25 protein-coding genes and 1 pseudogene are annotated in these 26,875 nt (G+C 64.7%); 9 read left to right on the forward strand and 17 right to left on the reverse strand.

The window, feature by feature from the left end; translation table 11 throughout:
* Positions 1-9: 9 nt before the first annotated feature.
* Positions 10-687, reverse strand: a complete 678-nt coding sequence (locus BM374_RS21970) for a hypothetical protein (protein WP_092296348.1) — start codon at positions 685-687, stop codon at positions 10-12.
* Positions 688-978: 291 nt separating this feature from the next.
* Here BM374_RS21970 and BM374_RS21975 point away from each other — a divergent pair, with 291 nt between their 5' ends.
* Complete coding sequence (locus tag BM374_RS21975) at positions 979-1,524, forward strand: sigma-70 family RNA polymerase sigma factor (protein ID WP_092296351.1); 546 nt, start codon at positions 979-981, stop codon at positions 1,522-1,524.
* A gap of 2 nt (positions 1,525-1,526) precedes the next feature.
* Entirely contained in the window at positions 1,527-2,165 is a 639-nt protein-coding gene (locus BM374_RS21980) for an NrsF family protein (RefSeq protein ID WP_092296354.1), read from the forward strand.
* Here the strand turns inward: BM374_RS21980 and BM374_RS21985 are convergent.
* Both BM374_RS21985 and BM374_RS21990 read right to left on the reverse strand, forming a co-directional pair.
* On the reverse strand, positions 2,162-3,262 hold the full coding sequence (locus BM374_RS21985) for a DUF2336 domain-containing protein (protein ID WP_092296357.1): 1,101 nt from the start codon (positions 3,260-3,262) through the stop codon (positions 2,162-2,164). The two genes, BM374_RS21980 and BM374_RS21985, sit on opposite strands and share 4 nt — an antisense overlap.
* A 63-nt stretch (positions 3,263-3,325) precedes the next feature.
* The gene (locus BM374_RS21990; protein ID WP_092296360.1) at positions 3,326-4,483 is read right to left on the reverse strand and encodes a GGDEF domain-containing protein; all 1,158 of its coding nucleotides are present in this window, start codon (positions 4,481-4,483) and stop codon (positions 3,326-3,328) included.
* Between the two features lie 436 nt (positions 4,484-4,919).
* On the opposite strand from BM374_RS21990, the gene BM374_RS21995 reads away from it, so the two are divergent.
* From BM374_RS21995 to BM374_RS22010, 4 genes are all read left to right on the forward strand, one after another.
* On the forward strand, positions 4,920-5,489 hold the full coding sequence (locus BM374_RS21995) for a sigma-70 family RNA polymerase sigma factor (RefSeq protein ID WP_177248452.1): 570 nt from the start codon (positions 4,920-4,922) through the stop codon (positions 5,487-5,489).
* Positions 5,486-6,178, forward strand: a complete 693-nt coding sequence (locus BM374_RS22000; RefSeq protein WP_092296363.1) for a hypothetical protein — start codon at positions 5,486-5,488, stop codon at positions 6,176-6,178. The genes BM374_RS21995 and BM374_RS22000 overlap by 4 nt, the downstream gene beginning before the upstream one ends.
* A gap of 16 nt (positions 6,179-6,194) precedes the next feature.
* Positions 6,195-7,880, forward strand: coding sequence for a S8 family serine peptidase (locus BM374_RS22005; RefSeq protein WP_092296366.1), 1,686 nt, complete (start codon positions 6,195-6,197; stop codon positions 7,878-7,880).
* Between the two features lie 480 nt (positions 7,881-8,360).
* Positions 8,361-9,011 carry a TIGR03809 family protein gene (locus BM374_RS22010; RefSeq protein ID WP_092296369.1) on the forward strand — a complete coding sequence of 217 codons (651 nt, stop codon included), beginning with the start codon at positions 8,361-8,363 and terminating at the stop codon, positions 9,009-9,011.
* Between the two features lie 116 nt (positions 9,012-9,127).
* Here BM374_RS22010 and BM374_RS22015 read toward each other — a convergent pair whose 3' ends face one another.
* From BM374_RS22015 to BM374_RS22025, 3 genes are all read right to left on the reverse strand, one after another.
* Positions 9,128-10,498 (reverse strand): TIGR03808 family TAT-translocated repetitive protein, encoded by a 1,371-nt coding sequence (locus tag BM374_RS22015; RefSeq protein WP_092296375.1) that lies wholly within the window; start codon positions 10,496-10,498, stop codon positions 9,128-9,130.
* A gap of 95 nt (positions 10,499-10,593) precedes the next feature.
* Positions 10,594-11,253, reverse strand: a complete 660-nt coding sequence (locus BM374_RS22020) for a pyroglutamyl-peptidase I (RefSeq protein WP_092296378.1) — start codon at positions 11,251-11,253, stop codon at positions 10,594-10,596.
* 81 nt (positions 11,254-11,334) lie between these two features.
* Positions 11,335-11,910 carry a CGNR zinc finger domain-containing protein gene (locus BM374_RS22025; protein ID WP_244552658.1) on the reverse strand — a complete coding sequence of 192 codons (576 nt, stop codon included), beginning with the start codon at positions 11,908-11,910 and terminating at the stop codon, positions 11,335-11,337.
* Positions 11,911-12,026: 116 nt separating this feature from the next.
* Between BM374_RS22025 and BM374_RS22030 the strand changes: the two genes are divergently transcribed.
* Positions 12,027-12,929, forward strand: coding sequence for a haloalkane dehalogenase (locus tag BM374_RS22030; RefSeq protein ID WP_092296384.1), 903 nt, complete (start codon positions 12,027-12,029; stop codon positions 12,927-12,929).
* A gap of 58 nt (positions 12,930-12,987) precedes the next feature.
* Here the strand turns inward: BM374_RS22030 and meaB are convergent, their stop codons facing one another.
* The 11 genes and pseudogenes from meaB to BM374_RS22085 form a co-directional block, all read right to left on the reverse strand.
* Positions 12,988-13,977, reverse strand: a complete 990-nt coding sequence (meaB, locus tag BM374_RS22035; protein WP_092296387.1) for a methylmalonyl Co-A mutase-associated GTPase MeaB — start codon at positions 13,975-13,977, stop codon at positions 12,988-12,990.
* 56 nt (positions 13,978-14,033) lie between these two features.
* Positions 14,034-15,020 carry a tripartite tricarboxylate transporter substrate binding protein gene (locus tag BM374_RS22040; RefSeq protein ID WP_092296390.1) on the reverse strand — a complete coding sequence of 329 codons (987 nt, stop codon included), beginning with the start codon at positions 15,018-15,020 and terminating at the stop codon, positions 14,034-14,036.
* Between the two features lie 121 nt (positions 15,021-15,141).
* Positions 15,142-15,956 (reverse strand): annotated as a pseudogene (locus tag BM374_RS22045) (RsiV family protein).
* A gap of 158 nt (positions 15,957-16,114) precedes the next feature.
* Positions 16,115-18,271, reverse strand: a complete 2,157-nt coding sequence (gene scpA / locus BM374_RS22050) for a methylmalonyl-CoA mutase (RefSeq protein WP_092296980.1) — start codon at positions 18,269-18,271, stop codon at positions 16,115-16,117.
* 21 nt (positions 18,272-18,292) lie between these two features.
* On the reverse strand, positions 18,293-18,757 hold the full coding sequence (locus tag BM374_RS22055; protein ID WP_092296393.1) for a GFA family protein: 465 nt from the start codon (positions 18,755-18,757) through the stop codon (positions 18,293-18,295).
* Entirely contained in the window at positions 18,754-20,625 is a 1,872-nt protein-coding gene (locus tag BM374_RS22060; protein ID WP_092296396.1) for a methylmalonyl-CoA mutase subunit beta, read from the reverse strand. Before BM374_RS22060 ends, BM374_RS22055 begins: the two co-directional genes overlap by 4 nt.
* An 81-nt stretch (positions 20,626-20,706) precedes the next feature.
* Positions 20,707-21,198, reverse strand: coding sequence for a 2-amino-4-hydroxy-6-hydroxymethyldihydropteridine diphosphokinase (folK, locus tag BM374_RS22065; protein WP_092296400.1), 492 nt, complete (start codon positions 21,196-21,198; stop codon positions 20,707-20,709).
* Position 21,199: 1 nt separating this feature from the next.
* Positions 21,200-21,568, reverse strand: coding sequence for a dihydroneopterin aldolase (folB, locus tag BM374_RS22070; protein ID WP_027533885.1), 369 nt, complete (start codon positions 21,566-21,568; stop codon positions 21,200-21,202).
* A complete protein-coding gene (folP, locus tag BM374_RS22075) occupies positions 21,565-22,425 on the reverse strand; it encodes a dihydropteroate synthase (protein ID WP_092296403.1) in 861 nt (286 codons plus the stop codon). The genes folB and folP overlap by 4 nt, the downstream gene beginning before the upstream one ends.
* Before the next feature lie 190 nt (positions 22,426-22,615).
* A complete protein-coding gene (locus BM374_RS22080; protein WP_092296406.1) occupies positions 22,616-23,023 on the reverse strand; it encodes a DUF4332 domain-containing protein in 408 nt (135 codons plus the stop codon).
* 27 nt (positions 23,024-23,050) lie between these two features.
* The gene (locus tag BM374_RS22085; protein WP_092296409.1) at positions 23,051-23,416 is read right to left on the reverse strand and encodes a hypothetical protein; all 366 of its coding nucleotides are present in this window, start codon (positions 23,414-23,416) and stop codon (positions 23,051-23,053) included.
* A gap of 331 nt (positions 23,417-23,747) precedes the next feature.
* On the opposite strand from BM374_RS22085, the gene BM374_RS22090 reads away from it, so the two are divergent.
* Complete coding sequence (locus tag BM374_RS22090; RefSeq protein ID WP_092296412.1) at positions 23,748-25,367, forward strand: helicase HerA-like domain-containing protein; 1,620 nt, start codon at positions 23,748-23,750, stop codon at positions 25,365-25,367.
* Between the two features lie 158 nt (positions 25,368-25,525).
* On the forward strand, positions 25,526-26,854 hold the full coding sequence (locus tag BM374_RS22095; RefSeq protein ID WP_244552659.1) for a glycosyltransferase family 87 protein: 1,329 nt from the start codon (positions 25,526-25,528) through the stop codon (positions 26,852-26,854).
* Positions 26,855-26,875 lie beyond the last annotated feature (21 nt).

Genomic DNA, 26,875 nt, shown 5'->3' on the forward strand with positions numbered 1-26,875 from the left:
GCCAAAAATTCAGGCCATGAACATGCGCGCGGCGGAGGCCAGCGTTAGCAGCGTACCGACGCCAATGAAGATCTTGCCGATCAGCGAGCTCTGGTCCCAGGCCGAAGAGCTGAGCTGGCTGCTCGCCATCACGGGCGCCGGACGCGGCTGCGCATCGGTTGTGGCGATCACCGCTTTCTGGGCGGGCGGGTTGTCCTGTTGCAGGGCGCGATCGAGGTCGTTGAGCTGGTCGGGTGCGACCACCTGGTTCTCGGCATTGGGGCCCGCGGTATTATCGGCTGCCGCTTGAACGTTGTCGTTGGCGCGGCCCGTCATTGCGGAGGCTGCTGCTGCAGGCGGCGTATCGGCGGGAGCAAGCTGCGCATTGGCATTGGCGACTTGCGGGGGCATCTGGCTCGAGCCCGGCACATCGGTGCCGGCCTGTTTGCCAGCCTTGGTCTCGTCGGGCTGCGCCGTCGGATCCGTCTGGTCAGGCTTGTCGGCTTTGTCGTCGGATTTCTGCACCGTCTTGCTGTCGGTATGACGGCGAGACGAATGGCTCCGCTGCTTGGCTGGCTTGCTCGCATCGGCCTGTTTGCTGGCGCTCGTGCTGGCCGCAGAGCTTGGCGCGGCCTGCGCCGCCGCGCCAAACAGCAGCAATAGTCCGGCCAGAATGACCAATGCCGCGCGTTCGCTGGCTTTCATCATGTTGACGATCTCCCCAATACGCCCGTCCCGGGAGCGAACAGAGACCCTGGCGCATGACGACAGCGGGGCAAAAAATGGGAATCTTCGGGCCACACCGGGCAAAACCGGGGCAAAGCGGTCGGCCCGAGCCGTCCGGCCGCGTGCGGCAGGGACCGATCGGTGTTATGAGCCCTGACCGGAATTTCTGCGGTTGCTTCGGGGCGGGCCTGGCGACATCACGATTTCGTGATCTCTTGCGTCGTGGCGTAACAAGTTGAAAGAGCGGCCGAATTGCAATGGTGAGGGGCGCGCGTGCGCGGACGTGAGGACGAGTGGACCGGCCTGATGCGGTCGGCCATGGCTGGCGATGATGCGGCGTATCATCGCCTGCTGAAGGCGGTCACGCCGGTGCTGCGCGCCGCCGCGAGGCGCGGCCTGGCGAGGGCCGGGCAGCCTCCCGACCAGGCTGAGGATATCGTGCAGGAGATTTTGTTGGCGGTGCATCTAAAGCGGCACACCTGGGACAGCGAAGCGCCCTTCGCCCCCTGGCTGTTCGCGATCGCGCGCAACAAGCTCATCGACGCGCTCAGGCGCCGCGGCCGGCGTGTCTTCGTCAACATCGACGATTTCGCCGAGACGCTGCCCGGCGAAGCGCCGCAGGAGACGGCGTCCGCGGGCGAGGTTACCGCGCAGCTCAACACGCTGCCGCAGCGCCAGCGCGACGTGTTGCAGTCGATCGCCGTCGACAGCGCCTCGATCAAGGATACGGCGACGAAATTCTCGATGAGCGAAGGTGCGGTGCGGGTCGCGCTGCATCGGGGGCTTGCAGCCCTGACCGCCAAACTACGGGACCATTAGTCATGGACACCGATCAACTCATCCGCACGCTCGCGGCCGACAATACCCATCGCGCCCCGCGCGTCGGTGTGCTGCTGACCACGGGACTGCTGGTCGCCGCGCCGTTGTCGATCCTGATTTTCGCGACATTCCTGGGCGTGCGCTCGGACGTGATGAGCGCCATGCATAATCCGTTCTTCGATATGAAGTTCGCGGTCACGCTATCGCTCGCGATCCCCGCGATCATCATCAGCCTGCATCTGTCGCGGCCCGAGGCCTTGATGCGCGGCTGGGGCTGGCTCCTGCTGCTGCCCGTCGGACTGCTTGCGGTTGCCATCGGCAGCGAGGCGATGATGGCGCCGGCCATGCCGATGACGATGCGGCTCGTCGGCAAGAACTCACGGGCCTGCTTGTCGGCGATCCCCGCAATGTCGCTGCCACTTCTTGCCGGCGCCCTGTTCGGCCTGCGCCACGGCGCGCCGTCGCGGCCGGCACTTGCCGGCGCACTCGCCGGCCTGCTGTCGGCCGGGCTTGCCGCCACGCTCTACGCCTCGCACTGCACCGACGATTCGCCGTTGTTCGTCGCAACCTGGTACACGATCGCGACCGCGGTCGTGACGGCGATCGGCGCGGCGGTTGGGTCGAGGGTGTTGCGGTATTAGGCCGCCGGCGTCGTGTTCTGCATGCGATGGAAGCGCAGCACCTGCTGCGCGGTGGAGCTGCGCAAGGCCTCATAGGTATCGCGCAGCGACAGCATGTCGGTCTGCGAGCCGCCCGAGAGCTTTTCGCGCATGGCGATGATCGCGCGCACGCTCGACCATTGCATGCCGGCGACCTTGGCGAGGATCATGACGCCCTCGGTGCGGCTCTCGACCATAATATTCTCGGCAGTCTCGACCGCGACGCCGGCCAGCGCCGCGAGGCCTGCGTTGGTCTCGTCGAACTTGCCCTGTTCGGCGAAGGTCGTGATCTGGAACTCGTCGAGACGGCCGTCGTCGTGAAGCGACTTTACCAGCGCGCGTGCCATCTCGGTCTGCCGGGTCATGGCGGCGGTACGGACCCGCTGCGCCGCCTCCTGGACCACGCTCGACACCTCGTCGGCAAGTTCGGGGTGGGCGGCCTGCAGCTTCCTGCGCACGCTCATGGACGCCCGGGCGACCAGCTTCAGATAATGGTGGCGCGGCAGGTCGGGCCGCAGGCCTATGCAAGCGGCGAGGTCGTCGTCACGCTCGGCGCGGTTGACGAGATCGGCGAGGCTATCCTCGGAGAGCCTCGCGCCCGGATTGCTGACGGTCGACTGCACCACGTCTTGATCACCGCGAGTCACCAGCACATCGGTCAGCGCCTCCGACAGCACCCGCCGCAACGAGATCGCCTTGAGATGGGCCTGACTCTTGTTGCGCGCGATCTCGATCAGGGTCATCTCTTCCAACCGCTCCGACCTGGACAGCACGGGGCCGGCGACTTCGATAACGTCGTCGCGCGCGAGCGTGCGGATGATCTGGGGCGGTGCGGTGTTGATCGGCGCGAGCCGATCGGCGAGCAGCACCTTTGCCGATGTTTCGATCTGCTCGATCAGGCATTGGAAGACGTCGTCGAACACGCGGATATGGTCGTCGGAGTAATCCACCGCGTTGCCAACAAAGAGATCGGTGATGCGGCGCAGCGTCTCGACCCGGCGCGCGACGGTGCCGTGCGCGAGCGCGGTCTGCAATTCCTCGAGCAAATTTGCGGGTGATTTGACGGATCTGGATCTCATAGCCCTGTCCTGGAGCGTTCAGTCCGGCGCCGTCTTCTCACGCGCCGGCGGCAATTGAAGTGGTCAGCCCGTGGCAATGCGGTTGCGCCCTTGCGCCTTGGCGGAATAGAGCGCGCTGTCGGCGCGCGCGAGGAACGTGTCGGCAGTATCAACGTCGCGCAGCATCACGACGCCGGCGGAAATCGTCACGCTCATGCCGGGCGAGAATGCGCTCCAGTCGAGCTCGGCGACGATGCTGCGCAGCCGGTCGAGCATACGCGATGCGGCCTCGCTCGTGGTGCCCGGCAGCAGCAGCAGAAACTCCTCGCCGCCATAGCGGCCGAAGCGGTCGTCGGGCCGGATGTTGGCGAAGATGGTGAGGGCGAAGGTCCGCAGTACCTCGTCCCCAACGGGATGACCGTAGACGTCGTTGATGCGCTTGAACCAGTCGAGGTCGATCAGCGCGATGGCGCAAGGGCTGCCGTTCTGACGCGACTTCTCCATCTCCAGATCGAGAAGCCGCATGATGCAGCGGCGGTTATAGGAGCCGGTCAGCTCGTCGAGCTCGGCGAGCTCCTCGATGCGCCGATAGGCGGCCTTCAGCTCGTTGCTGCGCCGGTAAAGGATCTTGCGCAACGTGGCGCCGAACAGGCCGAGGAAGGCGCACTGCCCGATCACCAACGCGAAGCATAGCATCGAAGCGGCGCGCTCGAGGCGGCTCGCAACCGGTAGCCCGATCGGCAGGTCCGAGCCCAGGAACACGAAGGCGAGCCCGCAGGTGGCGAGCCCCCAGGTGATCATCGCCTGCCGCGAAGTCATGCGCAGTGTGCCGAATGCGAAGATCAGGAACAGCACCGCCAAAAAGGCGATCCCGAGGGTCGGCACCGACACCAGGAACACGAATTGCAGCGCCATATGCGCCGAGATCTGGAAGACGCTCAGATAGTGGTCGGCAAACCTGTCGCCGACGCCGGCTTCCGACAGCACCGTGAAGGTGCCGATGATCAGCAGGCCCCCGAACCAGAACAGCGTCGGAACATTGGTCGAGACGGCGCCGTCGAAGGCGTAAAGCAGCAGCACCGAGGCGCCGAGCGAATAGCTTGCGACCTGGCCGACATACATCTGGCGGCGCTGCCGTATCCGTCGCGCGCGCACGTCCGGGGACGCGGCATCGGACGCGAGCACGATATCCGCCACCTCAGCGGCATTCCGCTCCGGAAAGGACGTCGCGGCCGTGCTCATGGTCCCGCCAATGGTGGATGTCAGTCGAAAAAATCTACGTGGCAAGCCTTTAGGTTTGGTATCCTTTTCGAACCGAATCCGAAGGGGACACTGCGCCCGTGAGGGGTCTTCGGCGGCGCGGAATTTTGCAGCCAGTTAGGCATCGCAGGCGATATCGCGGACCAAAGCCGGCGCCGTGCGACATAAGGTGCAAGGGCGTGTTATGGACCGGCTCGATGGAGCCGTCTGTTCCGGCCCACGGTCCAGTCCGAAGAGAGTGTTTCCATATTATGTTACCGTTCCGGAGAAAAGCCGCGGACCGAGGGTGGGACAAGGGAACCGCGCGCATGTGGGGTAGATCACACAGGTCCCCGTATGACCGCGGTAGATTGAACAATTTTGCACCTCCCGTCGAACCGTCCCCCGCATCGACCCGACCAACTTTGCGAGACGGCCTTTGAGCGTGACACAGGCGGCTACGGACGAGGTCCTCATCGCCAGGATCGCCCAAGGTGACCGGCTCGCCATGCAGGTGCTGTACGGGCGGCACCATGTCAGGGTCTACAGATTCGGGCTCAGGCTCGTGCGGGACGAGCAGACGGCGGAAGACCTCATCAGTGAGGTGTTTCTCGACGTTTGGCGTCAGGCCGGCAAGTTCGAGGGGCGGTCCGCTGTCTCCACCTGGCTCCTGGCCATCACCCGATTCAAGGCCCTGTCTGCGCTTCGGCGCCGAAAGGATTTTGAGCTGGACGACGAAGCCGCCAACGCGATCGAGGACCAATCCGATGATCCCGAAACGGTGGTGCAGAAGAAGGATACCAGTGAAGCGTTGCGGGAGTGTCTGACGGGCCTCTCGGCGGACCATCGGGAAATCGTCGACCTCGTCTACTACCACGAGAAGTCAGTGGAAGAGGTAGCCGAAATCGTCGGCATCCCGGAGAACACGGTAAAGACGCGCCTGTTCTATGCGCGCAAGAAATTGGCCGAACTGCTGAAGGCAGCCGGCGTTGAGCGAGGCTGGCCATGATGGCATTGAGCAAGAAGATGCTGGAGCAAGAGCCCAGTGAGATCGAGATGCTGCTGCCTTGGCACGCCGCCGGCACGCTGAACGCACGTGATGCCCGCCGCGTCGAGGAAGCGCTCGCCAGCGATCCGGAGCTTGCAAAACAATATGCGGTGATACGCGGCGAATACGAAGAGACCATCCACCTGAACGAGAGCCTGGGTGCTCCCTCGGCCCGCGCGATGCAGAAGCTGTTTGCTGCGATCGACGCCGAGCCGGCGCGCACGACGGGCGCGCTGCCGCTGTCGGCTCGTGTTGCGACGTTCTTCTCGAGCCTTTCGCCGCGCACACTGGCCTGGTCGGCGAGCTTGGGCGCCATAGCGCTGCTGCTGCAGGCCGGCATCATCGGCGCCGTGCTGATGAAGACCCAGACAGCGACGTTCCAGACCGCATCGCTCTCGACCGGTACGCCGGTCACGCGCGAGCTCGGGATAGCTGCTCCTTCGCGGGCGCTGGTGCGTTTCTCGCCCGAGGCGCGCGTTGCCGACATCACCGCGCTGCTCGACAGCTACCAGGCCTCGATCATCGGCGATGCCAAAGGCGGCATGTTCCGCCTCCAGTTCGACAAGGCGATGAGCCAGGAAGAGCTCACCGCGCTGCTCGGCAGGATGCAGCGCGAGAAGTTCGTCAACCTCGCCGTGGCGTCGCCTTAAACCCGCCTCTGCACCCATGACGCGCAAGTCCGAGAGTCAGTTGCGAGCCGGGGCTCATGCTTCGTCGGTCGGAGCTGCGCTCCTGCTGGCCGCCTGCCTTGGTATCGAGGTGGCGCACGCCCAGGCGATCATGCGAACGCCCACGATCAGCGTTCCCTCGCGCACGCCAACGATATCGCCGAACGTCGCGGCACGCGCCATGAACGTCGATCGCGGTCCGCGCGTGACGCCGCCGACGGCTCATATCACCGCGCGAATGGCGCCGAACCTGGTTCAGCCCTATGTGCACTACTCGCCGAACCTCTATCCGGCGTGCTCCGCGCCCTATCGCGATGCCGACGGCGAGTGCCTCGGACAGCCAAGCGGCGGCGGCTCCGGATCCGGCAAATCGGCCAAGAAGAGCACCGGTAAAGGACGAGGAAACAATACGCCCGCCACCATCGACGCGCGCAGCTTCGCCAACGAATTCGTCGCCGAGATCGACAGCGCGCTATCACCGACCGAAGCCGACGAGCTCGCCCGACGTCACGGCTTGACCCGCGTTTCGTCAGAGAATTTCCTGCTCATCGGAGCCACGGTCGGCCTGTTTCGCATTACCGACGGCCGGCCCTATGAGACGGTGCGGCGCGAATTCGCCGCCGACGGCAGCGTGCGCTCGCTGCAGCCGAACTTCCGCTATCTGCTTCAGGATCAGAAGCCGCCTGTGCCGAGCGAAGGCGATCCGGCGCAATACGCGCTGTCGAAGCTGCGCCTGCCGCAGGCGCACACGCTGGCGCATGGCACCAACGTCACCATCGCAGTGATCGATTCCGGGATCGATGCCGGGCATCCCGAACTCGCCAATTCGATTGCCGACAGTTTCGACGCGCTCGGCAGCGGCGAGGGGACCCATATCCACGGCACCGGCATTGCAGGCGTCATCGTGGCGCATGCGAAGCTGATGGGCAGCGCGCCGGAAGCACGCATCATCGCCATCAGGGCCTTCGGCGGTACCACCGGCAGCGCCGAGAGCTCGTCCTACATCATCCTGCGCTCGCTCAATTATGCCGCCGAGCACGGCGCCCAGATCGTCAACATGAGCTTTGCTGGTCCGAAGGACGCGGTGATCGAGCGCGCGATCGCGGCAACCGCCGGCCGGGGCCTGGTGCTGATTGCGGCCGCCGGCAATGCCGGCGCCAAATCGCCGCCGCTCTACCCCGCCGCCAATCCCAACGTGATCGCGGTCAGCGCGACCGATCAGCAGGACAGGCTGTTCACCGCCTCCAACCGCGGCAACTACATCGCGCTGGCTGCGCCCGGGGTCGACATCTTCCTGCCGGCGCCGGACGGCAAATACCAGATGACGTCTGGCACCTCGTTCTCGGCCGCCTATGTCTCCGGCGTTGCGGCACTGCTGCTCGAGCGCAACTACGCCTTGACGCCGGAAGCGCTGCGCATGACGCTGGCAAAAACCGCGCGTGACCTCGGTTCCCCCGGGCGTGACGATCTCTACGGCGACGGCGAGGTCGATGCGTTTGCCGCGGTGTCGGCCGTTCCAGCCGACAGCGCGACGCCGCTCGCATCTTCATCAGGTACAACTAAACGTGAAGACGCCGAGAAGCGCCGCGAGGACCCCGGTGTGCGCGCGATCGAACAGCCCTCGCTATCCAGTGCGGACGATAAATCCACGATTTCTCAGGTAGATAGACCGGCGGCGCGCTAGCGCCTGCGACAACATTGCGCGCGGGTCAAACGTTAAAAAATCGAACGCCGCTTTTGAACGTTCAGCCAGCTGTCACGACCAAATTATGTGGGAGCGGTCATCCCTCCCCATCAGTCATATCAGGCGCGAGCGCCCATCCACCCCAAGCGCCCATATGGCTTGACCCGTCCGGTTGTCCCCCCGGACGGGTCTTTTCTTTTCGGGCATCTGATTTCTGGAACGTCGTGTGAGATCAGCTTTCGGTTGAGCCCGCAGGTGTGATCGTTGTCGGGACTCGGCAGCGCCGCGCGGCAAGCCCGCTATGCTTGTGCGAAGCTTGACTCGCAAACCTCTTAAAAGTCCGCACGACTACGGAGTTTTTTGACGAGAGCCGTGTCGTTGCTGGACAAGTCAAATCTTTTCCACAAAATATTCATGTCGCTTCTAAATTGATTCGTGTGCGTTGCGTCGCGTCCGTGTTTTCTCCAAACGGGCTTATTTATGACACATCGCCAAGAGTCGGTTCGTGCCGCGGCTGCAGGTCGCGACATCGCTGCACGTTGGTGTGCTCTTGCCGAGCAGCGGCTGCAGCATCTCTCCGAAATGTTCGAGACCGGACGCTGGCGCCGCTACCACTCCGAGCTCGCCTTCCTCGAAAACATCCAGGAAGCCAAACGTGCGGTCGAAACCTGGCGCGCACTTGCAACCGGTGGGGACGTCGCCGCGGCCGCCGCGAGCGTGACCTCGGCATTCGGCTGGTCGCCGGCGACGATGCCGCGCGTGTTTCCGCGCGATCAGGCCGAGACTGTGCAGGCTCAGACTGTGCAGGCTCAGACTGTGCAGCCAAAGGCCGTGCACATCGCGCCCGAGAGCGCCGTTCCGGTCAGGCTCGAGCCGAAGCCGGACGTGCTGGCCGAAATCGTCGAGGCGCCGATCGCACCGATAGCGCCGGTCACTCGGGCGGCGCCGGCCGGGCGGATGGCGGCGCCGGCGGCTCCGCTGGCGCCAGCCGCGCCGTCGATCGCGTCCTTCCTTCAGACGTTCTCGCCGCCTGCCGATGAAATCGTCGCGGCTCCCGAGCGCGTGGTCGAATTCACCTTCAGCCTCGACGGCATCGAGGCGAAGTACCCCTTGCTGCGGAATACGTTCTAAACGCCGCTAAGGCGTCCGCGTCCTCTCCGACCTATCACCTGAGGTGCGAAGCATGGGACGCAGCGCGTCCCATGGAGAGCCTCGAAGGATGAACAGCCCAGCTGCTGACCGCCTGCCTACTGCCGCACAGCATTTCCGCCGACCATCACCTGCGCGAAACGTTGCGCACCGTCCGCCGTCAGGTCGGAGGTCACGGCCCGTGCATGGTCAAGGCCGACCACGGCGCCGCGCGGGGTTTCCGAGATCATGTTGTTGTTGACGAGGGCGGTGCCGGCGCCGGGTACGACGGAGATGCCGATTCCGGCGAGCGCCTTGCGGATCACGTTGCCCGTGATCGCCACGTCGCGCAGATATTTGCCCCAGCCGGCGACGATGCCGTAGGACGGCGCATTCTCGATCACATTGCCCGTGACGGAGGTGTCGGCCTCGACATAGATGCCGATGCCGGCATCGTCGTCAGGCGCGGTGCCGATCGGCCGCTTCGGGATCAAATTGCGGATGATGTTGCCCTGGACCACCGCAAGGCGGCCGCCTTCGTTGAAATTGCAGACGGAGACGCCGACCGCGGCGCCGTCCACGGTGTTGTTGGCGATCACCGCGGCTTCGAACGCAAACTCGGAATAGAGCGCGACCTCGCGCACGTCGCTGATGCTGTTGCCCGATATGTGGATGTTGGAGGCCGAGTTGCCGCGCACGGCTGAGTAATCGCAATTCTTGATGCGGTTGCCGCGCACGATCACGTTGCCGGCCCGGAAGGCGTTGATGGCGTTGCCGTACTGGCCGGAGCCGCCCGGGCCCGCCTTGATATCCTCGATGCGGTTGTCCGCGACCAGCGTGCCGTCGTCGCCAATGGCCGTGCGCAGGATCTCGACGCCGTTGTCGCTGGTGCCGACAATGGTGTTGCGGGACACGCTGAGGCCCCTGGCATCGAACGAGACCACGGCGGTCACGGCGGTGTTGGTCAAGATGTTGCCGGAGATATCGCCGGAGACCTGCTCCAGCCAGATCCCGCTGCCGCCGGATGCGGTGATCTCGCAATCGGTGATGCGGACATCGCGGCCGCCGAGCACATGGATCAGCCCGCGCCGTGTCGGCAGCGGAATGCCGCCGCCCTCGAAGGTGAGACCGGTGAGGCCGATCGCATCAGAGCCATCGCTCTGGATCGCGGACGCTCCGCCAGTGAAGACGAGCTTCGTCGCGCCGCGCACGCCGATCAGCTGAGCACCATCAGGCAATCGCAATAGTCCGGTGCGGTAGACACCAGGCGGAAGTGCCAGCGGCACCTGCGCGCGGGCCGTCGCGTCGATCGCCCGCTGCACCGCGCGGGTCTGATCCTCGTTGCTGCCGGCTCGTACGCCATATTGGGTCGCATCGCGGCCGAGCAGCGACGTCAGCGGCGCCCCGCGGGCAGCGTCTACAGGCATGGCGAGCGCGCCGGCGATGCCGGCGGTCGAAGCTCCGATGAGATGACGGCGATTGAGGTCCATGACGGGTCCTCCGGCGGACGCGGGAGTGTCCGCAGAAGGTTAGGTAGCGCAGGGCGTGCGGGACCGTGAGGAATGTTCGCGGTAGGGTTAAATGTTTACCGCAAGGTGTGCGTGTTCCGCGCCTTCCTTGCCAGCTGCACCATCTCCATCAGCATCGCTTCGCCCGCATCCACCAGCTCCTCAAGTGTGATCCGCGGGGCGCCCTTGCGCCGCGCGGCGCCGCTACGCGTGAGCAGGGGAATGTGGACGAACGCCGCCAGCCGCGGCCCGCCAACCCTCACGTTCTCGATCGCGCGCCAGCTTAAGTAGTTGCAGAGATAGGCCCCCGCATCGCGCGAGGGCCGCGCATCGATGCCGGTGAGGCGCGCGGCGCGCAGCAGCCTTGCCGTGTGTGGGCCGAACGTCATGGCGTCGGCGTGACCGGCAATGCCGCGCTTGCTCGAGCGGGTGTTGGCGGCATCGGGCCACAGCATGGTGACGGCGTTGCGTGCGCGGCTCTCGATGCGCAGGTACGGCGTGCGCGCGGCGAGGCCGAACATCAGCAGCGCATCCGGCTTCACCTTTGCCAGCACCTCCGGCAATTGCCGGTCGACTGCGGCGTAGGTCACCGGAAAGATATGCTGCGATAGCTCGACACCGTCCAGCGCGGGACGGCGCAGCCGCGCCAGCCGTGCCACCAGCGGTTGGGTCGGATTATGCGGCGCACCCGGAAACGGTCCGAACCCGGTGAGGAGAATGCGGAGCTTATCGGACAATGGATGTGATCCTCTCGATCCTGCCGGGACGCTGGCATCCAGTAAACACCGGGACCAGCCGACTTCCAAGCGCGCAGGTGGTCAGGACTCCGATGTGGGATCGTGCCGGTGGCGTTCGCGGTAGGTCCGCGTCTTTTCCCGATTGCCGCACAGGGTGGTTTGGCACCAGCGCCGTGTGCCGGGCTTCGAGCGATCGAAAAACACCCGCTGGCACTCGTCGGCGGCGCACATCTTCAGCCGCCCGAGCATGCCGGCCGACGCCGCGTCGTACAATTCGGCGACGATCGCCGACAGCCCCGCTTGCGCATCGCTCATCACCGGCCGGAGCGCGAAACCATCCTTGCCGATCGTGGCGACACGCAGTGCAAACGGCTCCATCGCGGCATTGAGAGGGGCGGTGACGGCCGGTTTGCGATGACGCTCCGTGGGCTCGCATTTGAGGTAGTCACGGATCGCGGCGCGCAGTCGCAACGCCGCCTCGAATGTCTTCTGCGATGGCGCAGCACGTTCGATCAGCCCATGCTGACGCATCCACTCGCCGAGCGCGGCGGGATCTTGCAACGCGTCCGCCTGCTGATGCTGGACGCCGCGATGGGTGAAGTGCCGCAGATCCAGCGTATTGGCGAAATCGTAGAGATTCGCCAGCGCATCCGGCACATGGAACTTGCGCGATTCCTTCGACATGGAACACCATTTAATCTTGTTTACCGGTTGAAACAAGTAACAGGTATAGATCGTTTACTGGTGTGCAAGACAGAGAACGGAGTTTCATCATGTTGCACGTCAACCATCCCCCGATCTCCACCGAGGAAGTCACTTACCGGAAATACATCGAAGTGCTCGATACGCAGATGGCCTATGTCGACGTCGGAACCGGCGACCCGATCGTGTTCCTGCACGGCAATCCGACGCCGTCTTATCTGTGGCGCGACATCATCCCGCATCTGCTGCCGTACGGCCGTTGCCTCGCGCCGGACTATGTCGGCATGGGGAATTCGGGCGTTGCACCGAAGGGCTCCTATCGCTTCGTCGATCACCAGCGCTATCTCGACGCCTGGTTCGATGCGATGGGGCTGAGCAGGAACGTGATCCTTGTCGTGCACGATTGGGGTTCGGCGCTCGGCTTTCACTGGGCCCATCGTCATCCCGAGAGGGTCAAAGCGATCGTCTACATGGAGGGCATCGTGCGCCCGTTCCGTTCCTGGGCCGAATGGCCCGACGCGACGCGCGCCTTCTTCCAGGCGCAACGGAGTCCGCAAGGCGAAGACATGATCCTGCAGAAGAACCTGTTCATCGAATATCTCCTGCCGCTGCGCCATATCGCGCCGGAGGCGCTGGAGGTCTATCGCCGCTATTTCCGCAATCCCGGTCCGAGCCGCCAGCCGATGCTAACCTGGACGCGCGAATTGCCGATTGAGGGCGAGCCTGCCGATGTGATCGCGATCGTCGAGGCCTATGCGGATTGGATGTCGAAGAACCGGATCCCGAAGCTGTTCATCGATGCCGAGCCGGCAGGCTTCCTGATCGGCGCTCAGCGCGAGTTCTGCAGGGCATGGCCCAACCAGGAGACCGTCCTGGTGAAGGGATCGCACTTCCTGCAGGAGGAGGCGCCTCAGGAGGTCGGCGAAGCAACCGCGCGCTTCGTCTCGAAAGTGCTGGCCGGGCAGATCAGTTAGGTCATCGCGAGTTGGACTTCGCTTCACCTCTCCCCCGCCGGCGAGGGGTGAAGCGGCTTCATTGCAGAAGCTTCATGATCTCCTCGGCGGCGAGCGCCGGCGCGAGATGGCCATCGGCAACTTCGGTCTCGATCTTGCGGACCTTGGTCCGTACCGATGCCTCGCTGCGCAGCCGCGTCAGCATGCGCTGCTCCAGCATTGACCACATCCACTTGACCTGCTGGTAACGCCGGCGCGCGGCGAACTCGCCGCACGCGTTCATTGCCTTGCGGTGATCCAAAACCTTCTGCCAGAGTTCGGCGATACCGGTGCCGGCCAGCGCCGAATAGGTGACGACAGGCGGATGCCAATGCTCCGACCGTGGCGTCAGGATATGCAGCGCGCCGCGATAGTCGGCGGCGGTGATGTTGGCGCGTTTGAGATTGTCGCCATCGGCCTTGTTGATCGCAATCATGTCGGCGAGCTCGACCAGGCCCTTCTTGATGCCCTGCAGCTCGTCGCCGCCCCCAGGCAACATCAGCGCGAGAAAGAAATCGGTCATGTCGCAGACCGCAGTCTCCGACTGGCCGATGCCGACGGTCTCCACCAGCACGACATCGAAGCCGGCCGCCTCGCACAAAAGCATCGCCTCGCGCGTCTTGGCGGCGACGCCGCCGAGCGTGCCAGACGACGGCGACGGGCGGATGAACGCGTCGTTGGACGCCGACAATCGTGCCATCCGTGTCTTGTCGCCGAGGATCGAGCCGCCGCTGCGCGCGGAGGACGGATCGACTGCGAGCACGGCGACCTTGTGGCCCTGCTCGATCAGATAGGTCCCGAGCGCATCGATCGTGGTGGATTTGCCGACGCCGGGCGAGCCGGTGATGCCGACGCGAACCGCCTTGCCGGTGTCCGGCAGCAGCATCTGTACCAGCTCGCGCGCCAGCGCCTGATGGTCATTGCGCCGGCTCTCGACCAGCGTGATGGCTCGCGCCAGCGCCGCGCGATGGCCGGCGCGCAAGTCGCGAGCGAGGCCGGGAATGTCCATAGGCGTCTTCTTCTCAACCATGCCCTGCTTTACAACGGCGGAAGCAGGCAGGCGAGGGGCCAGCAGGCCTTCGTCATTCAGGACTTGGCAAAACCGGCCGCCCTCATGGCCTGACCCATCTGGCGATCCGCCTGCTCCATGAAGGTCTCGAACTCGCCGGCATCGCGCCACACCGTGCCGAAACCGCGTCCGGTCATGAAGTCCTTGAACGCGGAGGAGTCGGAGACTTTCTTCAAGGCCGTGGTGAGCCTGGTGACGATTTCCGGGGACACGCCCTTGGGAGCGGCAATGCCGCGCCAGGAGCTGGTGGAATAGTCGACGCCGAGCGTCTCTTTCAGCGTCGGGACGTCCGGGAAGCTCGGATTGCGCGCGTGCGCCATGATCGCAAGACTTCGCGCCTGACTGGCCTCGATGGTGGCGCGCGCCTCAGGCACCGAGCAGGTGGTGAGATCGAGGTTGCCCGCGACGAGATCCTGCATGGCGGGTGCGGCGCCGTTCGACGCCGACCAGGCGACTTGATTTGCCGGCATTCCCATCGCCTGCATCCAGCCGACCAGCGCGAGATGCCAGATGCCGCCTTGTCCCGTGCCTGATGCCCTGAACCGTCCCGGGGGCGAAGCCTTGATGGCATTCACGAGATCTTTCGCACTCTTGTATGGCGAGGAGGTGGAGACCTGGACGCCGGGCGGGTCTTCGTTCATCAGCGCCAACGGAGTGAAGTTCCGCGGCGTCAAATGCGTCATGGCTTGCCAATGCAGCATCGCGATTTCGACGGTCAGCATCCCGATGGTGTAGCCGTCCGGCCGCGCGGTTGCGATCTCGCCATGGCCAACGACGCCGGATCCGCCGGTGAGATTGACGACGTTGAACGGCTGGCCGAGCTCCTTCTCCAGCAGCGTGGCGATGATGCGCGCCGTTGCATCCGAGCCGCCGCCCGCGCCCCAGGGCACGATCAAACTCACCGGCCGTGCCGGATAGACCTGCGCGCGTGCGGGCGTGAACAGAGTGGACGCGGCGGCGGCCACAGAAGAAGCCGCAAAAACCCGGCGGGTGATCCCTGGCATCGATGAACCTGGCGGCGCCCTCGGGAATCGGGCTGGTGTCAAGCCGCCATTTTACGCGGCCTTGTACGGATGTCGCAGGCGGCCGCTCCGCGGCGCCATGAGCAACGGGTTTCGTCGGAGCTCATGGCTGTTCGTCAGAGTCGCCCTTTGGTCGCGCGCCGCCGAAAATGCGTGTCCCCTCCGGCGCAAGGAAGGGCTTCAGGCTCTCCCACGGGACGAACGCGACATATTGGCCCTCGGCGTAGGGGCCGACCGCATAGGGCGGGTAGTGGAAGGTGAGGCCGGAACTCCTGCCTGTTTCGGTCGATGGCGCGAGCGTCACGGCGCCGATCTTGAGCAGGCTAGGTGTGAGGTCTTTGAACCATTCCTCGGTCGCGGTCTCGCTGCTGTCGCGCTTCTTCTTCTCGATCTTCAGCGAGGCGATCACGGCTTTCACCATCGCCTTCATGGTCGGGCCATTGTCGGCGGTCTCGGTGAAGAACGGCCGGATCGAGATCCGCTTGTTCTCGGCCTTGTCCCAAAGATCGTATTCACGTCCGAATTGGGATGGGCGCCGTGGGTATCCATGTAGTCGTCGCGCAGGACGCTGATATAGCGGTCGCCAACCACCGAGCGGATCGAATATTTGCGCTCGAAATCCCAGCCGCCATCCCTGAAGAATTGCGGATCCTGCTTGCGCGAGGCGGCAGCTTCGGCGGCGTTCTTGTCGAGCCACTTCTTGCCTTCGGCGAGGCAATCGGCGGCGAGTGCAGCATCGGCCTTGATGTTGTCGTCGAGGAAGATTCGCGCGTCGATGTTCCTGTTCTTGACGACGGCATCGGGCTTGGGATCGGCGGCGAGGGAAGGGTAGCCCAGGGCGATCGTCGCGACAGCAGAAAGGATTGCGAGGAAGCCGGCCCGCGCATTTGCACGAAGATATGTCACTTCAATATCCATCAATCTGTATCCGACCGCCGTCAAGGTGCTCGGATCCCTGCGTGAACGTAGTGATTGCAAGATGAACCGGCGCAGAACGCGCGACGCGAATGACCGGATCGTGGAGATTGGTCGCGGCGGCGTGCTTGGCGGTTTGATACCGATTGAGCGCGGCCGATCTACTCCGCCGCCTCGCTATGCCCGAGCCGGGCATTCAGCTTGCGGATCAGCTCCTCAGCGGCGTCCGCGATCACGGTGCCCGGTGGGAAGATGGCCTCGGCGCCGGCGGCGTAGAGCGCGTCGTAATCCTGCGGCGGCACCACGCCGCCGACGATGATCATGATGTCCTCGCGTCCCTGCTTCTTGAGCGCGGCCTTGAGTTCAGGCACGGCGGTGAGGTGCGCGGCGGCGAGCGAGGAGACACCGAGGATGTGGACGTCGTTCTCGACCGCCTGCCGCGCCGCTTCGTCGGCGGTAGCAAACAGCGGCCCGATGTCGACGTCGAAGCCGATATCGGCAAAGGCCGACGCGATCACCTTCTGGCCGCGGTCGTGGCCGTCCTGGCCGATCTTGGCGACCAGGATGCGCGGGCGGCGGCCCTCGGCCTCCTCGAAGGCGTCGATCAGCGCCTGAACCTTCTCGACCTGGTTGCCCATGCTGGATGCTTCCCGCTTGTAGACGCCGGTGATGGATTTGATCTCGGCGCGGTGCCGGCCGAACACTTTCTCCATCGCGTCCGAGATTTCGCCGACGGTGGCTTTGGCCCGCGCCGCGTCGATCGCGAGCGCGAGCAGGTTGCCGTTGCCTTCGCCGGCAGAGCGCGTGATCGCGGCGAGCGCGGCATCGACGTCCTTCTGGTTTCGCTCCGCCTTCAGCCGCTTCAGCTTGTCGATCTGAAGCCGGCGGACATTGGTATTGTCGACCTTCAAAATCTCGATTCTGTCCTCGTCGGTCGGCCTGTACTTGTTGACGCCCATCACCGCCTGCTTGCCGGCATCGATCCGGGCCTGGGTCTTGGCCGAGGCCTCTTCGATGCGCAGCTTGGGCACGCCCGCCTCGATGGCTTTCGCCATGCCGCCGAGCTCCTCGACCTCCTGGATATGACCCCAGGCCTCGGCGGCGAGATCGCGCGTCAGGCGCTCGACATAGTACGAGCCGCCCCAGGGATCGATGATGCGGGTGGTGCCGCTCTCCTGCTGCAGGAACAACTGGGTGTTGCGGGCGATACGCGCGGAGAAATCGGTCGGCAGCGCCAGCGCCTCGTCCAGCGCGTTGGTGTGCAGCGACTGGGTGTGGCCCTGCGTCGCCGCCATCGCCTCCACGGTTGTGCGCATGACGTTGTTGAACACGTCCTGCGCGGTCAGCGACCAGCCCGAGGTCTGGCTATGCGTGCGCAGCGACAGCGAGCGCGGGTCCTTCGGGTTGAACGGTTTCAGCAGCTTCGCCCAGAGCAGGCGCGCGGCGCGCAGCTTGGCGACCTCCATGAAGAAGTTCATGCCGATCGCCCAGAAGAACGACAGCCGCGGCGCGAACCGGTCGACGTCGAGCCCGGCGGCCAGGCCGGCGCGTAAGTATTCGACGCCGTCGGCAAGCGTATAGGCGAGTTCGAGGTCCTGCGTCGCGCCAGCCTCCTGCATGTGATAGCCGGAGATCGAGATCGAATTGTACTTCGGCATCTTTTGCGAGGTGTAGGCGAAGATGTCCGAGATGATCCGCATCGAGGGCGCAGGCGGATAGATGTAGGTGTTTCGCACCATGAACTCTTTCAGAATGTCGTTCTGAATGGTGCCCGACAGCTTCTCCGGCGGCACGCCCTGTTCTTCGGCCGCTGCGACATAGAGCGCGAGGATCGGCAACACCGCGCCGTTCATGGTCATGGATACGCTCATCTGGTCGAGCGGAATGCCCGCAAACAGCGTGCGCATGTCGTAGATGGAATCGATGGCGACGCCGGCCATGCCGACGTCGCCGCCGACGCGCGGATGGTCGCTGTCATAGCCGCGATGGGTGGCGAGGTCGAAGGCGACCGAGAGGCCCTTCTGGCCGGCCGCGAGGTTGCGGCGATAGAACGCGTTGGAATCCTCCGCCGTGGAGAAGCCGGCATATTGCCTGACGGTCCAGGGCTGGTTGACATACATGGTCGGGTAAGGGCCGCGCAGGAACGGCGCGATGCCCGGATAGGTTTCGAGGAAATCGAGCCCGGCGAGATCAGCCTCGCCGTAAGCGGGCTTCACCAGAATGCCCTCGGGCGTCAGCCACGGCTCGGCGCTGCCTGACGGCGCGGCGGCTGCGGTGCGCTCAAAGGCGACATCGGCGAAGTTGGGAATGCGGCTCATGGCTTCAACCATCATAAACGCTCAATCATGATCCGGATGCTGATGGCTGACGATCGTCGCCATCTTCTCCGGTCCGTAATTCTGCTGCGTGGTTTGGCTCGGCAAATTGGAGATGCCGACCACCCAGCCAAGGCGGGATTCAGTTCCGTACTGCCGCGTCGGGATAACCCGGTCGGGGCGGTCGAACGCGCCGGTCATGATCTCGATCCGGTCACCGTCAATGCGACCAAAACTCAGCGGCGTGCCGCAGGCGGCGCAATAGCCGCGGTCGGCGATCGTGGAGGAACGGAAGAATGACGGCTCGCCCTTGGTCCAGGCGAAGTCGGTTTTGTTGATGTCGGCAAAGGAAGCGAAGGGCGCGCCGCTCGCCTTCTGACACATCCGGCAATGGCAGATCGAAACCCGGTTCGGTGCCGCGGTCAGCGCAAAGCGCACCGCGCCGCATTGGCAGCCGCCGGTGAGAACGGGTTTGCTGGCCTCGGTCATGCCTGCTCCATCCGAAGATAAGCGTCCTGTAGCGTTGCAAGCGCATCGCCACCGGCGAAGACGAAGCCCGTGACGCCAGCGGCCCGCAGGGCAGCCTCGGCCTCCCCGGGGCGGCCTGCCAGATAGATATGTCGCGCACCCGCCGTTTGCAGGGCCTTTGCCGCGGCTTCAGCGTGTTCCGCATAGACCTTGTCGCTGGAACAAAGGCAGGCAAGCCCGGCGCCGGAAGCCTTGAAGGCCGCGGCCAGCGCGGCGGGATCGGCACAACCCTCGCTGTCCGTGGCCTGGATGCCGCCGGCCTCGAAGAAGCTCTTGGCGAAGGTCGCGCGCGCCGTGAAATCGGCGGGCGTGCCGAGATTGGCCAGGAACACGCTTGGCCGCGCGCCGCGTGCCTTGAGGGCTGCATCGGATTTGTCGCGCAGCACTTCGAACGGCTGCGACAGCCGGATCGGCGGCAGCGGATCGAACTTGTACTTCTGCTCGCCATAAGGCGCGAGCGCGATCGGCGCCGCCTTCAGCACGGTCGCCTCGCTCTCATGCAGGTTCGGAAACTCACTGGCGCCGGTCAGCACGTCGCGGCGCTTGGCGATATTGGCCTCACGTGCTTTGCGCGTGGCGGCGACCTTGCTCTGGAACAGGCCCTGCTGAAGTGCCGCAAAGGCGCCGCCGGCTTTCTCACTCTCCTGGAACAACGCCCAGGCGGCGTCGCAGAGCTGTGCAGTCAGGGTTTCGATGCCGCCGGCGCCGGCTGCGGGATCGCTGACCTTGGCGAGGTTGCTCTCTTCGAGCAGCACGAGTTGCGTGTTGCGTGCCACGCGGCGCGCGAAGGGATCGGGCAGGCCGAGTGCCAGCGTGTGCGGCAGCACGGTGATCGCGTTGGCGCCGGCAAGGCCGGCTGCGAACGTCGCAATGGTCGCGCGCAGCATGTTCACGTAAGGGTCGCGCTGCGTCAGCATACGCCAGGCGGTATCGGCGGCGATGAACAACGGCTTCGGCGTCAGGCCGCATGCGGCTTCGATGCGCGCCCACAACAGCCGCAGCGCGCGGAACTTTGCCATCGTCAAAAACTGGTCGGCATCCGCGGCAAGCCGCGCATAGACCATGCCCTGCGCCTGCTCGAGGGGAATGCCGGCCCCTTCGATCGCGCGCAGATAAGCAACGGCGCAGGCGAGCACGAAGGCGAGCTCCTGCACTTCGGAGCCTCCGGCATCGTGAATCACGCGTCCGTCGGCGGAGGCGAATGGTCCCTTGAAGCCGAGCGCGGCAAGGCCCTCGATGGCGCCGGTGACGGCCGGAACGATCTCATCCCAGGTGTAGGGGCTATGACCCCACACCGCGCCGGCCGCAAGCGGATCGAGCCCGAAGCGGATGTTGCAGGCGGCAGGATCGAGACCATTGCTCTTCACATATTCCGCGACATGGATCGCGGCCATCCGCGATTGCGGACCGATCTCAAGCTCGATACCGATGTCGGCATCGAGATGAATGTCCTTCAACACTTTTGCGATCGCATCGGCCGAAGGTTCCAGGCCGAAGCCGCGCGCGCCGTTGGCGCCGGCGAAGACGAGCGCAAGTCCCGTCGCCCCGTTCTCCAGATCCTGCAACGCCTGCGCATTCGCGAGAGCCGCATCGGGATGGTCGATCCGCTGCATGATCTGCCATGGTGCGGCGGCCGGCCGTCCGACCACCGGCGCAATGCCCTTGGCGCGCGGATAGAGCGGCTCGATCTTCAGACCGTCATAGGTCTTGCCGACCAGCTTCTCGAACGGCGCGCCCTTCAGCACGCCGTCGACGAGCTTGCGCCAATCCTCGACGGTCGCCTTGGGAAAATCGGCCGCCAGCGGCAGATCGTCGGTCACGGAGGTCATACGGCCAAGGGCTCCCAAGCGGCTTGTTATTCGCAGGCGAAATTGCCACGGCGGACCGCCCCTGCAAACGGTTGTTTTTGGTTAACCGGTATCCGGAAGCCGCTCAATGCCTTGCGTCGAGACGCTGGCAAGCCCGTCTCGCACACGAATGCCTGAGATCACCCGGTCCGGTGCGATTTCGGCCAGCGGCACCAGCACGAAAGCGCGCTCGAACAGGCGCGGATGTGGCAGGGTCAGATCGGGCTTTTGCAGCGACACGTCGTCATAGGCGATCATGTCGAGATCGAGCGTGCGCGGACCCCAGCGCCGCTCCTTGGTTCGCGTGCGGCCGAATTTCTGTTCGACCCTCTGAAGCACGAACAGCAGTGCATGCGGATCGAGGTCGGTCTCGATCTCGACGCAGGCATTAATGAAGGGATCCTGGTCCTCATCGCCCCAGGGCGGCGTCGCATAGTCGGACGAGCGCGCGACCACCGCACCTTGCGCCATGCCGCAGATCTGGACGATCGCCTTAGCGAATGTCGCGCGGACATCGCCGACATTGCCGCCAAGCGCGATCAGCACGCTTGCCATGTCAGGGATGCCGCGAGCGCGTCAGCATGATGCCGACATCGTCGAAGATCGCGGCGATCGGCGCATGCGGCTTGTGCACGGTGATCTTCACGGCACGGATGCGCGGGAAGTGCGACAGGATGGCATCGGCCACTGCGCCGGCCGCGCGCTCCAGCAGCTTGTAATTGGTGTTCTTGAACGCCGCCGTCGTGGTCGCTACCACGTCGGCATAGGAGACGGTATCGGCGAGGCGGTCGCTGCGCGAGGGTTCCGACAGGTCGGTGTAGAGTTCGAGATCGATCACAAAACGCTGGCCGACTTCGGTCTCGTGATCCATCACGCCGTGGCGGGCGTGGATCGACAGGCCGGTGACGAAGATCGTATCGGTCATTGCTTGCTCTCGATTGCGTGTGCGACCCGCAGGGCCTGCAAGGTCTCGGCGACGTCATGGGTCCGGATGATTTTGGCGCCCTTCTGCGCGGCGATCAGATGCGCGGCGATCGAGCCGGCGAGCCGCTCTTTGGGCTCCGATGGCGACACCGAGGCGATGAAGCGCTTGCGCGAGGCGCCGACCAGGATCGGCAGGCCGAACATTTCGAGCTCGCGCAGGCGCGCCAGCGCGATCATGCTCTGCTCGGCGGTCTTGCCGAAGCCGATGCCGGGATCCAGCACGATCTTCTCGCGCGCGATGCCGGCCTTGGCGGCGATATCGAGCGAGCGCAGGAAGAACGTCTTCATGTCCGCGATGATGTCGATGGCGGAATCGACGCTGTCGCGGTTATGCATGACGATGACGGGAACGCCTCGCGCGGCAACCAGCGGCGCCATGCCGGCATCGCGTTGCAATCCCCAGACGTCGTTGGCGATGGCCGCGCCCTGATCGAGCGCGAAGTCCACGACCTCCGCCTTCATGCTGTCGATCGAGACCGGCACACCGAGCGCGATGATATCGGCCAGCACCGGCTTCAGCCGGGCCAGCTCGTCCGCCGCCGTCACCGGCTGCGCCCCTTTGTAGGGCCGGGTGGACTCGGCGCCGATATCGATGATGTCGACGCCATCAGCGATCATCGCTCGTGCCCGCGCCAGCGCCAGGTCCGGCGCGATGAAATCGCCGCCGTCAGAGAAGGAATCCGGCGTCACGTTGAGCACGCCCATCACCGCCGGCAGAGGCCGTTCCAGCAGGATCCGCAGCGCATCTGGCCCGGCCGAGCCGGCCGGCGGGACGGATGGGGAGGGCGAGGCGATCATGGGCCCGATGTGCGCGGTCGGGCAGGGGGAGTCAAGACCAACCCTTGGCTGTCATTGCCCGCGAAAGTGGGCAATCCAGTATTCCGAGGCAGTGCCGTGACATGGAGGAGCCGCAGCGTACTGGATACCCCGCTTTCGCGGGGTATGACACCAAGAGCTAAGGTTGGAGGTCGTATGCCGAGAGAGACGTCTAATACGTAATCTTCGGCGGCAGCTTCCTGGCCTTGGCGATGATGTCGCCAACCGACTTCTCGGAAGGCAGCATGCGGACGAGCTTTTTCCGGTCGTTGGCCTCGCGCATGCTCTGCGCCAGTCTTGCCGGATTCCGATAGGCGAGTTCGCGCACCGTAGTGACGCCGGCGGCACGGACGAGGCCGACCTTGGCCCGCCCCATGCCGGGAATGCGCATGTAGTCGGAGACGTTGGCCCACTCCAGGAGCTGCTGCTCGCTGATGCCGGTCTTGGCCGAGAGCGCCTTGCGGCCCTTGGCGGTGCTGGCGGCGTCCAGCAGCGCGTCGGTGGTGCGGATGCCGTGCGCCTTCAGCTTGTTGGCGGCAAAGGCCGGCAGGCCCTCAATCTCGGAGATCGGATATGTCATGATACTCGGTATAAAATTGCGACAGCTTCAGGCGAATTGGCTGAGGCCTGGCGTCCCTGCGATGATCTTGCCCATCTGATCCGCTCCGATTTTGTCTCGACCGAAACGGAAAAGTTCACGGGCCACGATCTGGATGTCGGACATGCCGAGCCCAAGGCCCATCAGGCGGGTGCCGACGGCCATGAGACCGCCGCCCATCAGCCGCGACAGTCCGCCGCCGCTCCTGGACGCTTCGATCGCCCCTTCCGCGCCCGGAATCTGGTCGATCAGGGCCTGCACGCTGCCGGACGGGCCTTCGCTGCGAAGGAAACCCAGGATAATGCCGACAGTCTTTTCAGCGACAGCACTATCTATGCTGGCGCTTGTCGCCAGCCGCCCGATCAGCTCGTCCATATTGACCGCCCCTCAGCCGGTTTGCACGCCGGAGATTATTTCGAAAAACGATCTTGAGCCGGTGCGATGTGAAATTCAAGCGATGAACGCACGCAACGTCCCGAAGACGCGGAAGGTGTTGCAGTGATGCAAGAGCGGAGAAGAAATTCATGAGAAATTGCCGCGATGCGAATGCGCGCTTCCGACTTTTGGCGCATGCCAGGCACATCTTCTCCGATAAAGTCGCATGTCGGCGGCGCCTTGAACGGTTTCATTCGGCTTGCGAGATGCGGTAAACTGGGGAACTGGCGGGCTCGGGTTTCAAACCGCGAAATCAACGATAGAGAGAGTGATGACGGCGCAGGACAACAAGCTCGGCGATACCGACGACAAGATCTTCGTCGGCAAGGGAGACGAGCAGGCCTGGCTGACGCTGGCGCTCGCCAATCGCCACGGCCTCGTCACGGGCGCGACCGGAACAGGCAAGACGGTCACGCTGCAGGTGATGGCGGAAGGATTTGCACGCGCCGGTGTTCCGGTGTTCGCTGCCGACATCAAGGGCGACCTGTCCGGCATTTGCGAGGTCGGCGAGGCAAAAGATTTCATCGTCAAGCGCGCCACCGAGATGGGGCTGACGTTCCAGCCCGACCAGTTCTCGACGGTGTTCTGGGACGTGTTCGGCGAGCAGGGCCATCCGGTGCGGGCCACCATCACGGAGATGGGGCCGCTGCTGCTCGCGCGCATGCTCGATCTCAACGACGTGCAGGAGGGCGTGCTCAACGTCGCCTTCCGCGTCGCCGACGACAACGGTCTTGCGTTGATCGACATGAAGGACCTGCGGGCGTTGCTCGACGCCATCGTGCCCGACAGCGGCAAGAAGGGACCGGACGCGGAGGAAGATCCGCTCGCACCGATCCGCAAGGCGGCCCAGGGTTTTGGCAACGTCACCAAAGCCACCGTCGGCACCATCCAGCGCCAGCTCCTGGTGCTGGAGAACCAGGGAGGCACCAAATTCTTCGGCGAGCCGGCGCTGACCCTGAAGGACTTCATGAAGACCGATCGCGACGGCCGCGGCATGATCAACATCCTCGTCGCCGACAAGCTGATGCAGAGCCCACGGCTTTACGCCACGTTCCTGCTATGGATGCTGTCGGAGCTGTTCGAGGAATTGCCCGAGGCCGGCGACCTGCCCAAGCCCAAATTGGTGTTCTTCTTCGACGAGGCGCATCTCTTGTTCAACGACGCGCCGAAGGCGCTGATGGACAAGATCGAGCAGGTGGTTCGCCTGATCCGTTCCAAGGGCGTCGGCGTCTATTTCGTCACGCAGAACCCGATCGACGTGCCCGACCGCGTGCTCGGGCAAATGGGCAACCGGGTGCAGCATGCGTTGCGCGCCTTCACCCCGCGCGACCAGAAGGCGGTCGCTGCCGCCGCCCAGACCTTCCGGCCCAACCCGAAGCTCGACACCGCGAAGGTGATCATGGAGCTCGGCAAGGGCGAAGCGCTGGTGTCGTTCCTGGAAGGCAACGGCACGCCGGCGATGGTCGAGCGTGTCATGATCCGTCCGCCGTCAGCCCGCATCGGGCCGATTACGCCGGAGGAGCGCAAGGCGATCATGGATGCGAGCCCTGTGAAGGGCAAATACGACACCGCTGTTGATGCCGAGTCCGCCTATGAGATCCTTCAGAAGCGCATCGCCGGCACCGCGGCGCCGGCCGACGGCGAGGCGGGAGCAAGCGGCGGCATAATCGGCCAGATCGGTTCGATCGTCGGCACCATCTTCGGCACCAATACCGGACGTAACCGGCTGACGACGGGGCAGCGTATCGCGCGCGATGTCACGCGCACGGTGACCAACAAGGTGGTCGGCGGCGTCGTGGCCGATCTCGGCAAATCGGTCGGCGGCCAGCTCGGCGGCTCGGTCGGCCGCGCGCTCGTCCGCGGCGCGCTCGGCGGATTGCTGCGAAGGTAGGCAGCTGGCCCGCAATTGAGGCGATTCATCCGCGAATGGGGGGCGGCTCGATCGGGGCCGGGACGGAGGTCGCGCGCGACGGTGCACAATCGGGTGAGGGGGACTCTCCAATCGTCCGTCGGTCTGCTACGTGCAGTTTGTTTCCGATTGGACATCATGTGACACTCTGGATTTCATCCGATAAGCCTCGTGCATTGCGGCTGCCCTCGCTGCGTGCGCCGCTCGACCTGCTTTTCCTGGTCTGCTGCGTCATCCTCACCGCCGACGTCCTCGGTCCCGAGATCTTCGGCCACGGCAAGACCAAGGATTATGCGCTGTGGTACTGGGCCGGGCAGCAGGTGCTGAATGGCGGCCCGCTCTATCCCAGCGATATCCATCAGCAGTTCGAGTTCATCTATCCGCCGTTGCCGGCGATCCTGCTGGCGATTCCGAGCTGGTTCGGCAAGATCCCGCTCTACCTGGTGCTGTCGGTGTTGAACGCTATCGCCTGGTGGTACACGGGCATCATCTCCAATGCGATGACCGGCTCGAACCGCAGGCCGGGCCCATGGCTCGAGGCGCTTCCGGCGTTCGCCACCGTAACTTTCGTGTTCGACATGTTCGACCTCGGTCAGCCGAACCTCGTGCTGCTGGCGATGATGCTCTACGGTTTCTGGAGTCTTCGGTATCGGCGATCCTGGTTCGCAGGGTTCATGTTCGCGCTCGCTTCCGCCATCAAGGTGTTCCCGATCGCGGTGCTGCCCTATCTGGTCTGGCGGCGGCAGTGGGCGGCCGTGGTCAGCATGATCGCCTTCATCGGCATCCTGCTCTACGTGGTGCCGGCGCCGATCCGCGGCTTCGAGCGCAACGCCGCCGAGCTCAACACCTGGTACCAGGGCATGGTCGGCTCGAGCTCGGAAAAGGGCTTTGGCCAGCGCGACGAGCAGAACTGGTCATGGGTGAACCAGTCCATCATCGCGGTCACGCACCGGCTGGTCCGGCCGATCAACTACAATCTCGACGATCCCAGCAAGCCGACGCGCACGATGAACGTCATCGATGTCGGCTACTGGACGGCGAACTGGATCGTGCTCGCGGTGTCGATGCTGGTCGGGCTCGGCTTCATCGCTGTCATGCCGTCGGCGCACAGGCGAACGGCACGATCGGACGCCGATGAGCTCGGCATCCTGTTCTGCCTGATGAGCGTGGCCTCGCCGCTGGCGCGACAATATTACTTCATGTGGTTGTTCCTGCCGTTCACGGTGCTGATGCATCGAGCCGCGTTCGACATGCGGCCGAGGGTTCGGCTGGGAACCTGGCTCGCGCTCGGCGCTGCCGGCATTCTCATGCTGCTGTCGCTGCCGTGGTTTCCGATCGCCTTCCAGGCCTGGGGCAACAACCTCGCGGCCACGGCAATCCTCGCCGTCAGCCTCGCCTGGCATATGCGGCATCCGCCAGTTGCGGCTAGCTCCGATGCCGCCGCAGGGCTAAAACCACACCCATCGTGAGACTCGAAAAGTGGGATATCC

This window comes from Bradyrhizobium sp. Ghvi, from assembly GCF_900115265.1.
Lineage (GTDB): Bacteria > Pseudomonadota > Alphaproteobacteria > Rhizobiales > Xanthobacteraceae > Bradyrhizobium.

What these genes read in the sequence shown, in the direction of transcription:
- BM374_RS22060 (WP_092296396.1), bottom strand. Translation starts at nt 20,625, where the DNA reads ATGACCTCCGTGACCGACGATCTGCCGCTGGCGGCCGATTTTCCCAAG.
- BM374_RS22000 (WP_092296363.1), top strand. Translation starts at nt 5,486, where the DNA reads ATGATGGCATTGAGCAAGAAGATGCTGGAGCAAGAGCCCAGTGAGATC.
- BM374_RS22090 (WP_092296412.1), top strand. Translation starts at nt 23,748, where the DNA reads ATGACGGCGCAGGACAACAAGCTCGGCGATACCGACGACAAGATCTTC.
- BM374_RS22015 (WP_092296375.1), bottom strand. Translation starts at nt 10,498, where the DNA reads ATGGACCTCAATCGCCGTCATCTCATCGGAGCTTCGACCGCCGGCATC.
- folB (WP_027533885.1), bottom strand. Translation starts at nt 21,568, where the DNA reads ATGACCGATACGATCTTCGTCACCGGCCTGTCGATCCACGCCCGCCAC.
- folK (WP_092296400.1), bottom strand. Translation starts at nt 21,198, where the DNA reads ATGGCAAGCGTGCTGATCGCGCTTGGCGGCAATGTCGGCGATGTCCGC.
- BM374_RS22005 (WP_092296366.1), top strand. Translation starts at nt 6,195, where the DNA reads ATGACGCGCAAGTCCGAGAGTCAGTTGCGAGCCGGGGCTCATGCTTCG.
- meaB (WP_092296387.1), bottom strand. Translation starts at nt 13,977, where the DNA reads ATGGTTGAGAAGAAGACGCCTATGGACATTCCCGGCCTCGCTCGCGAC.
- scpA (WP_092296980.1), bottom strand. Translation starts at nt 18,271, where the DNA reads ATGAGCCGCATTCCCAACTTCGCCGATGTCGCCTTTGAGCGCACCGCA.
- BM374_RS21985 (WP_092296357.1), bottom strand. Translation starts at nt 3,262, where the DNA reads ATGAGATCCAGATCCGTCAAATCACCCGCAAATTTGCTCGAGGAATTG.
- BM374_RS22030 (WP_092296384.1), top strand. Translation starts at nt 12,027, where the DNA reads ATGTTGCACGTCAACCATCCCCCGATCTCCACCGAGGAAGTCACTTAC.
- BM374_RS22085 (WP_092296409.1), bottom strand. Translation starts at nt 23,416, where the DNA reads ATGGACGAGCTGATCGGGCGGCTGGCGACAAGCGCCAGCATAGATAGT.
- BM374_RS22080 (WP_092296406.1), bottom strand. Translation starts at nt 23,023, where the DNA reads ATGACATATCCGATCTCCGAGATTGAGGGCCTGCCGGCCTTTGCCGCC.
- BM374_RS21970 (WP_092296348.1), bottom strand. Translation starts at nt 687, where the DNA reads ATGATGAAAGCCAGCGAACGCGCGGCATTGGTCATTCTGGCCGGACTA.
- folP (WP_092296403.1), bottom strand. Translation starts at nt 22,425, where the DNA reads ATGATCGCCTCGCCCTCCCCATCCGTCCCGCCGGCCGGCTCGGCCGGG.
- BM374_RS22010 (WP_092296369.1), top strand. Translation starts at nt 8,361, where the DNA reads ATGACACATCGCCAAGAGTCGGTTCGTGCCGCGGCTGCAGGTCGCGAC.
- BM374_RS21980 (WP_092296354.1), top strand. Translation starts at nt 1,527, where the DNA reads ATGGACACCGATCAACTCATCCGCACGCTCGCGGCCGACAATACCCAT.
- BM374_RS21990 (WP_092296360.1), bottom strand. Translation starts at nt 4,483, where the DNA reads ATGAGCACGGCCGCGACGTCCTTTCCGGAGCGGAATGCCGCTGAGGTG.
- BM374_RS22055 (WP_092296393.1), bottom strand. Translation starts at nt 18,757, where the DNA reads ATGACCGAGGCCAGCAAACCCGTTCTCACCGGCGGCTGCCAATGCGGC.
- BM374_RS22040 (WP_092296390.1), bottom strand. Translation starts at nt 15,020, where the DNA reads ATGCCAGGGATCACCCGCCGGGTTTTTGCGGCTTCTTCTGTGGCCGCC.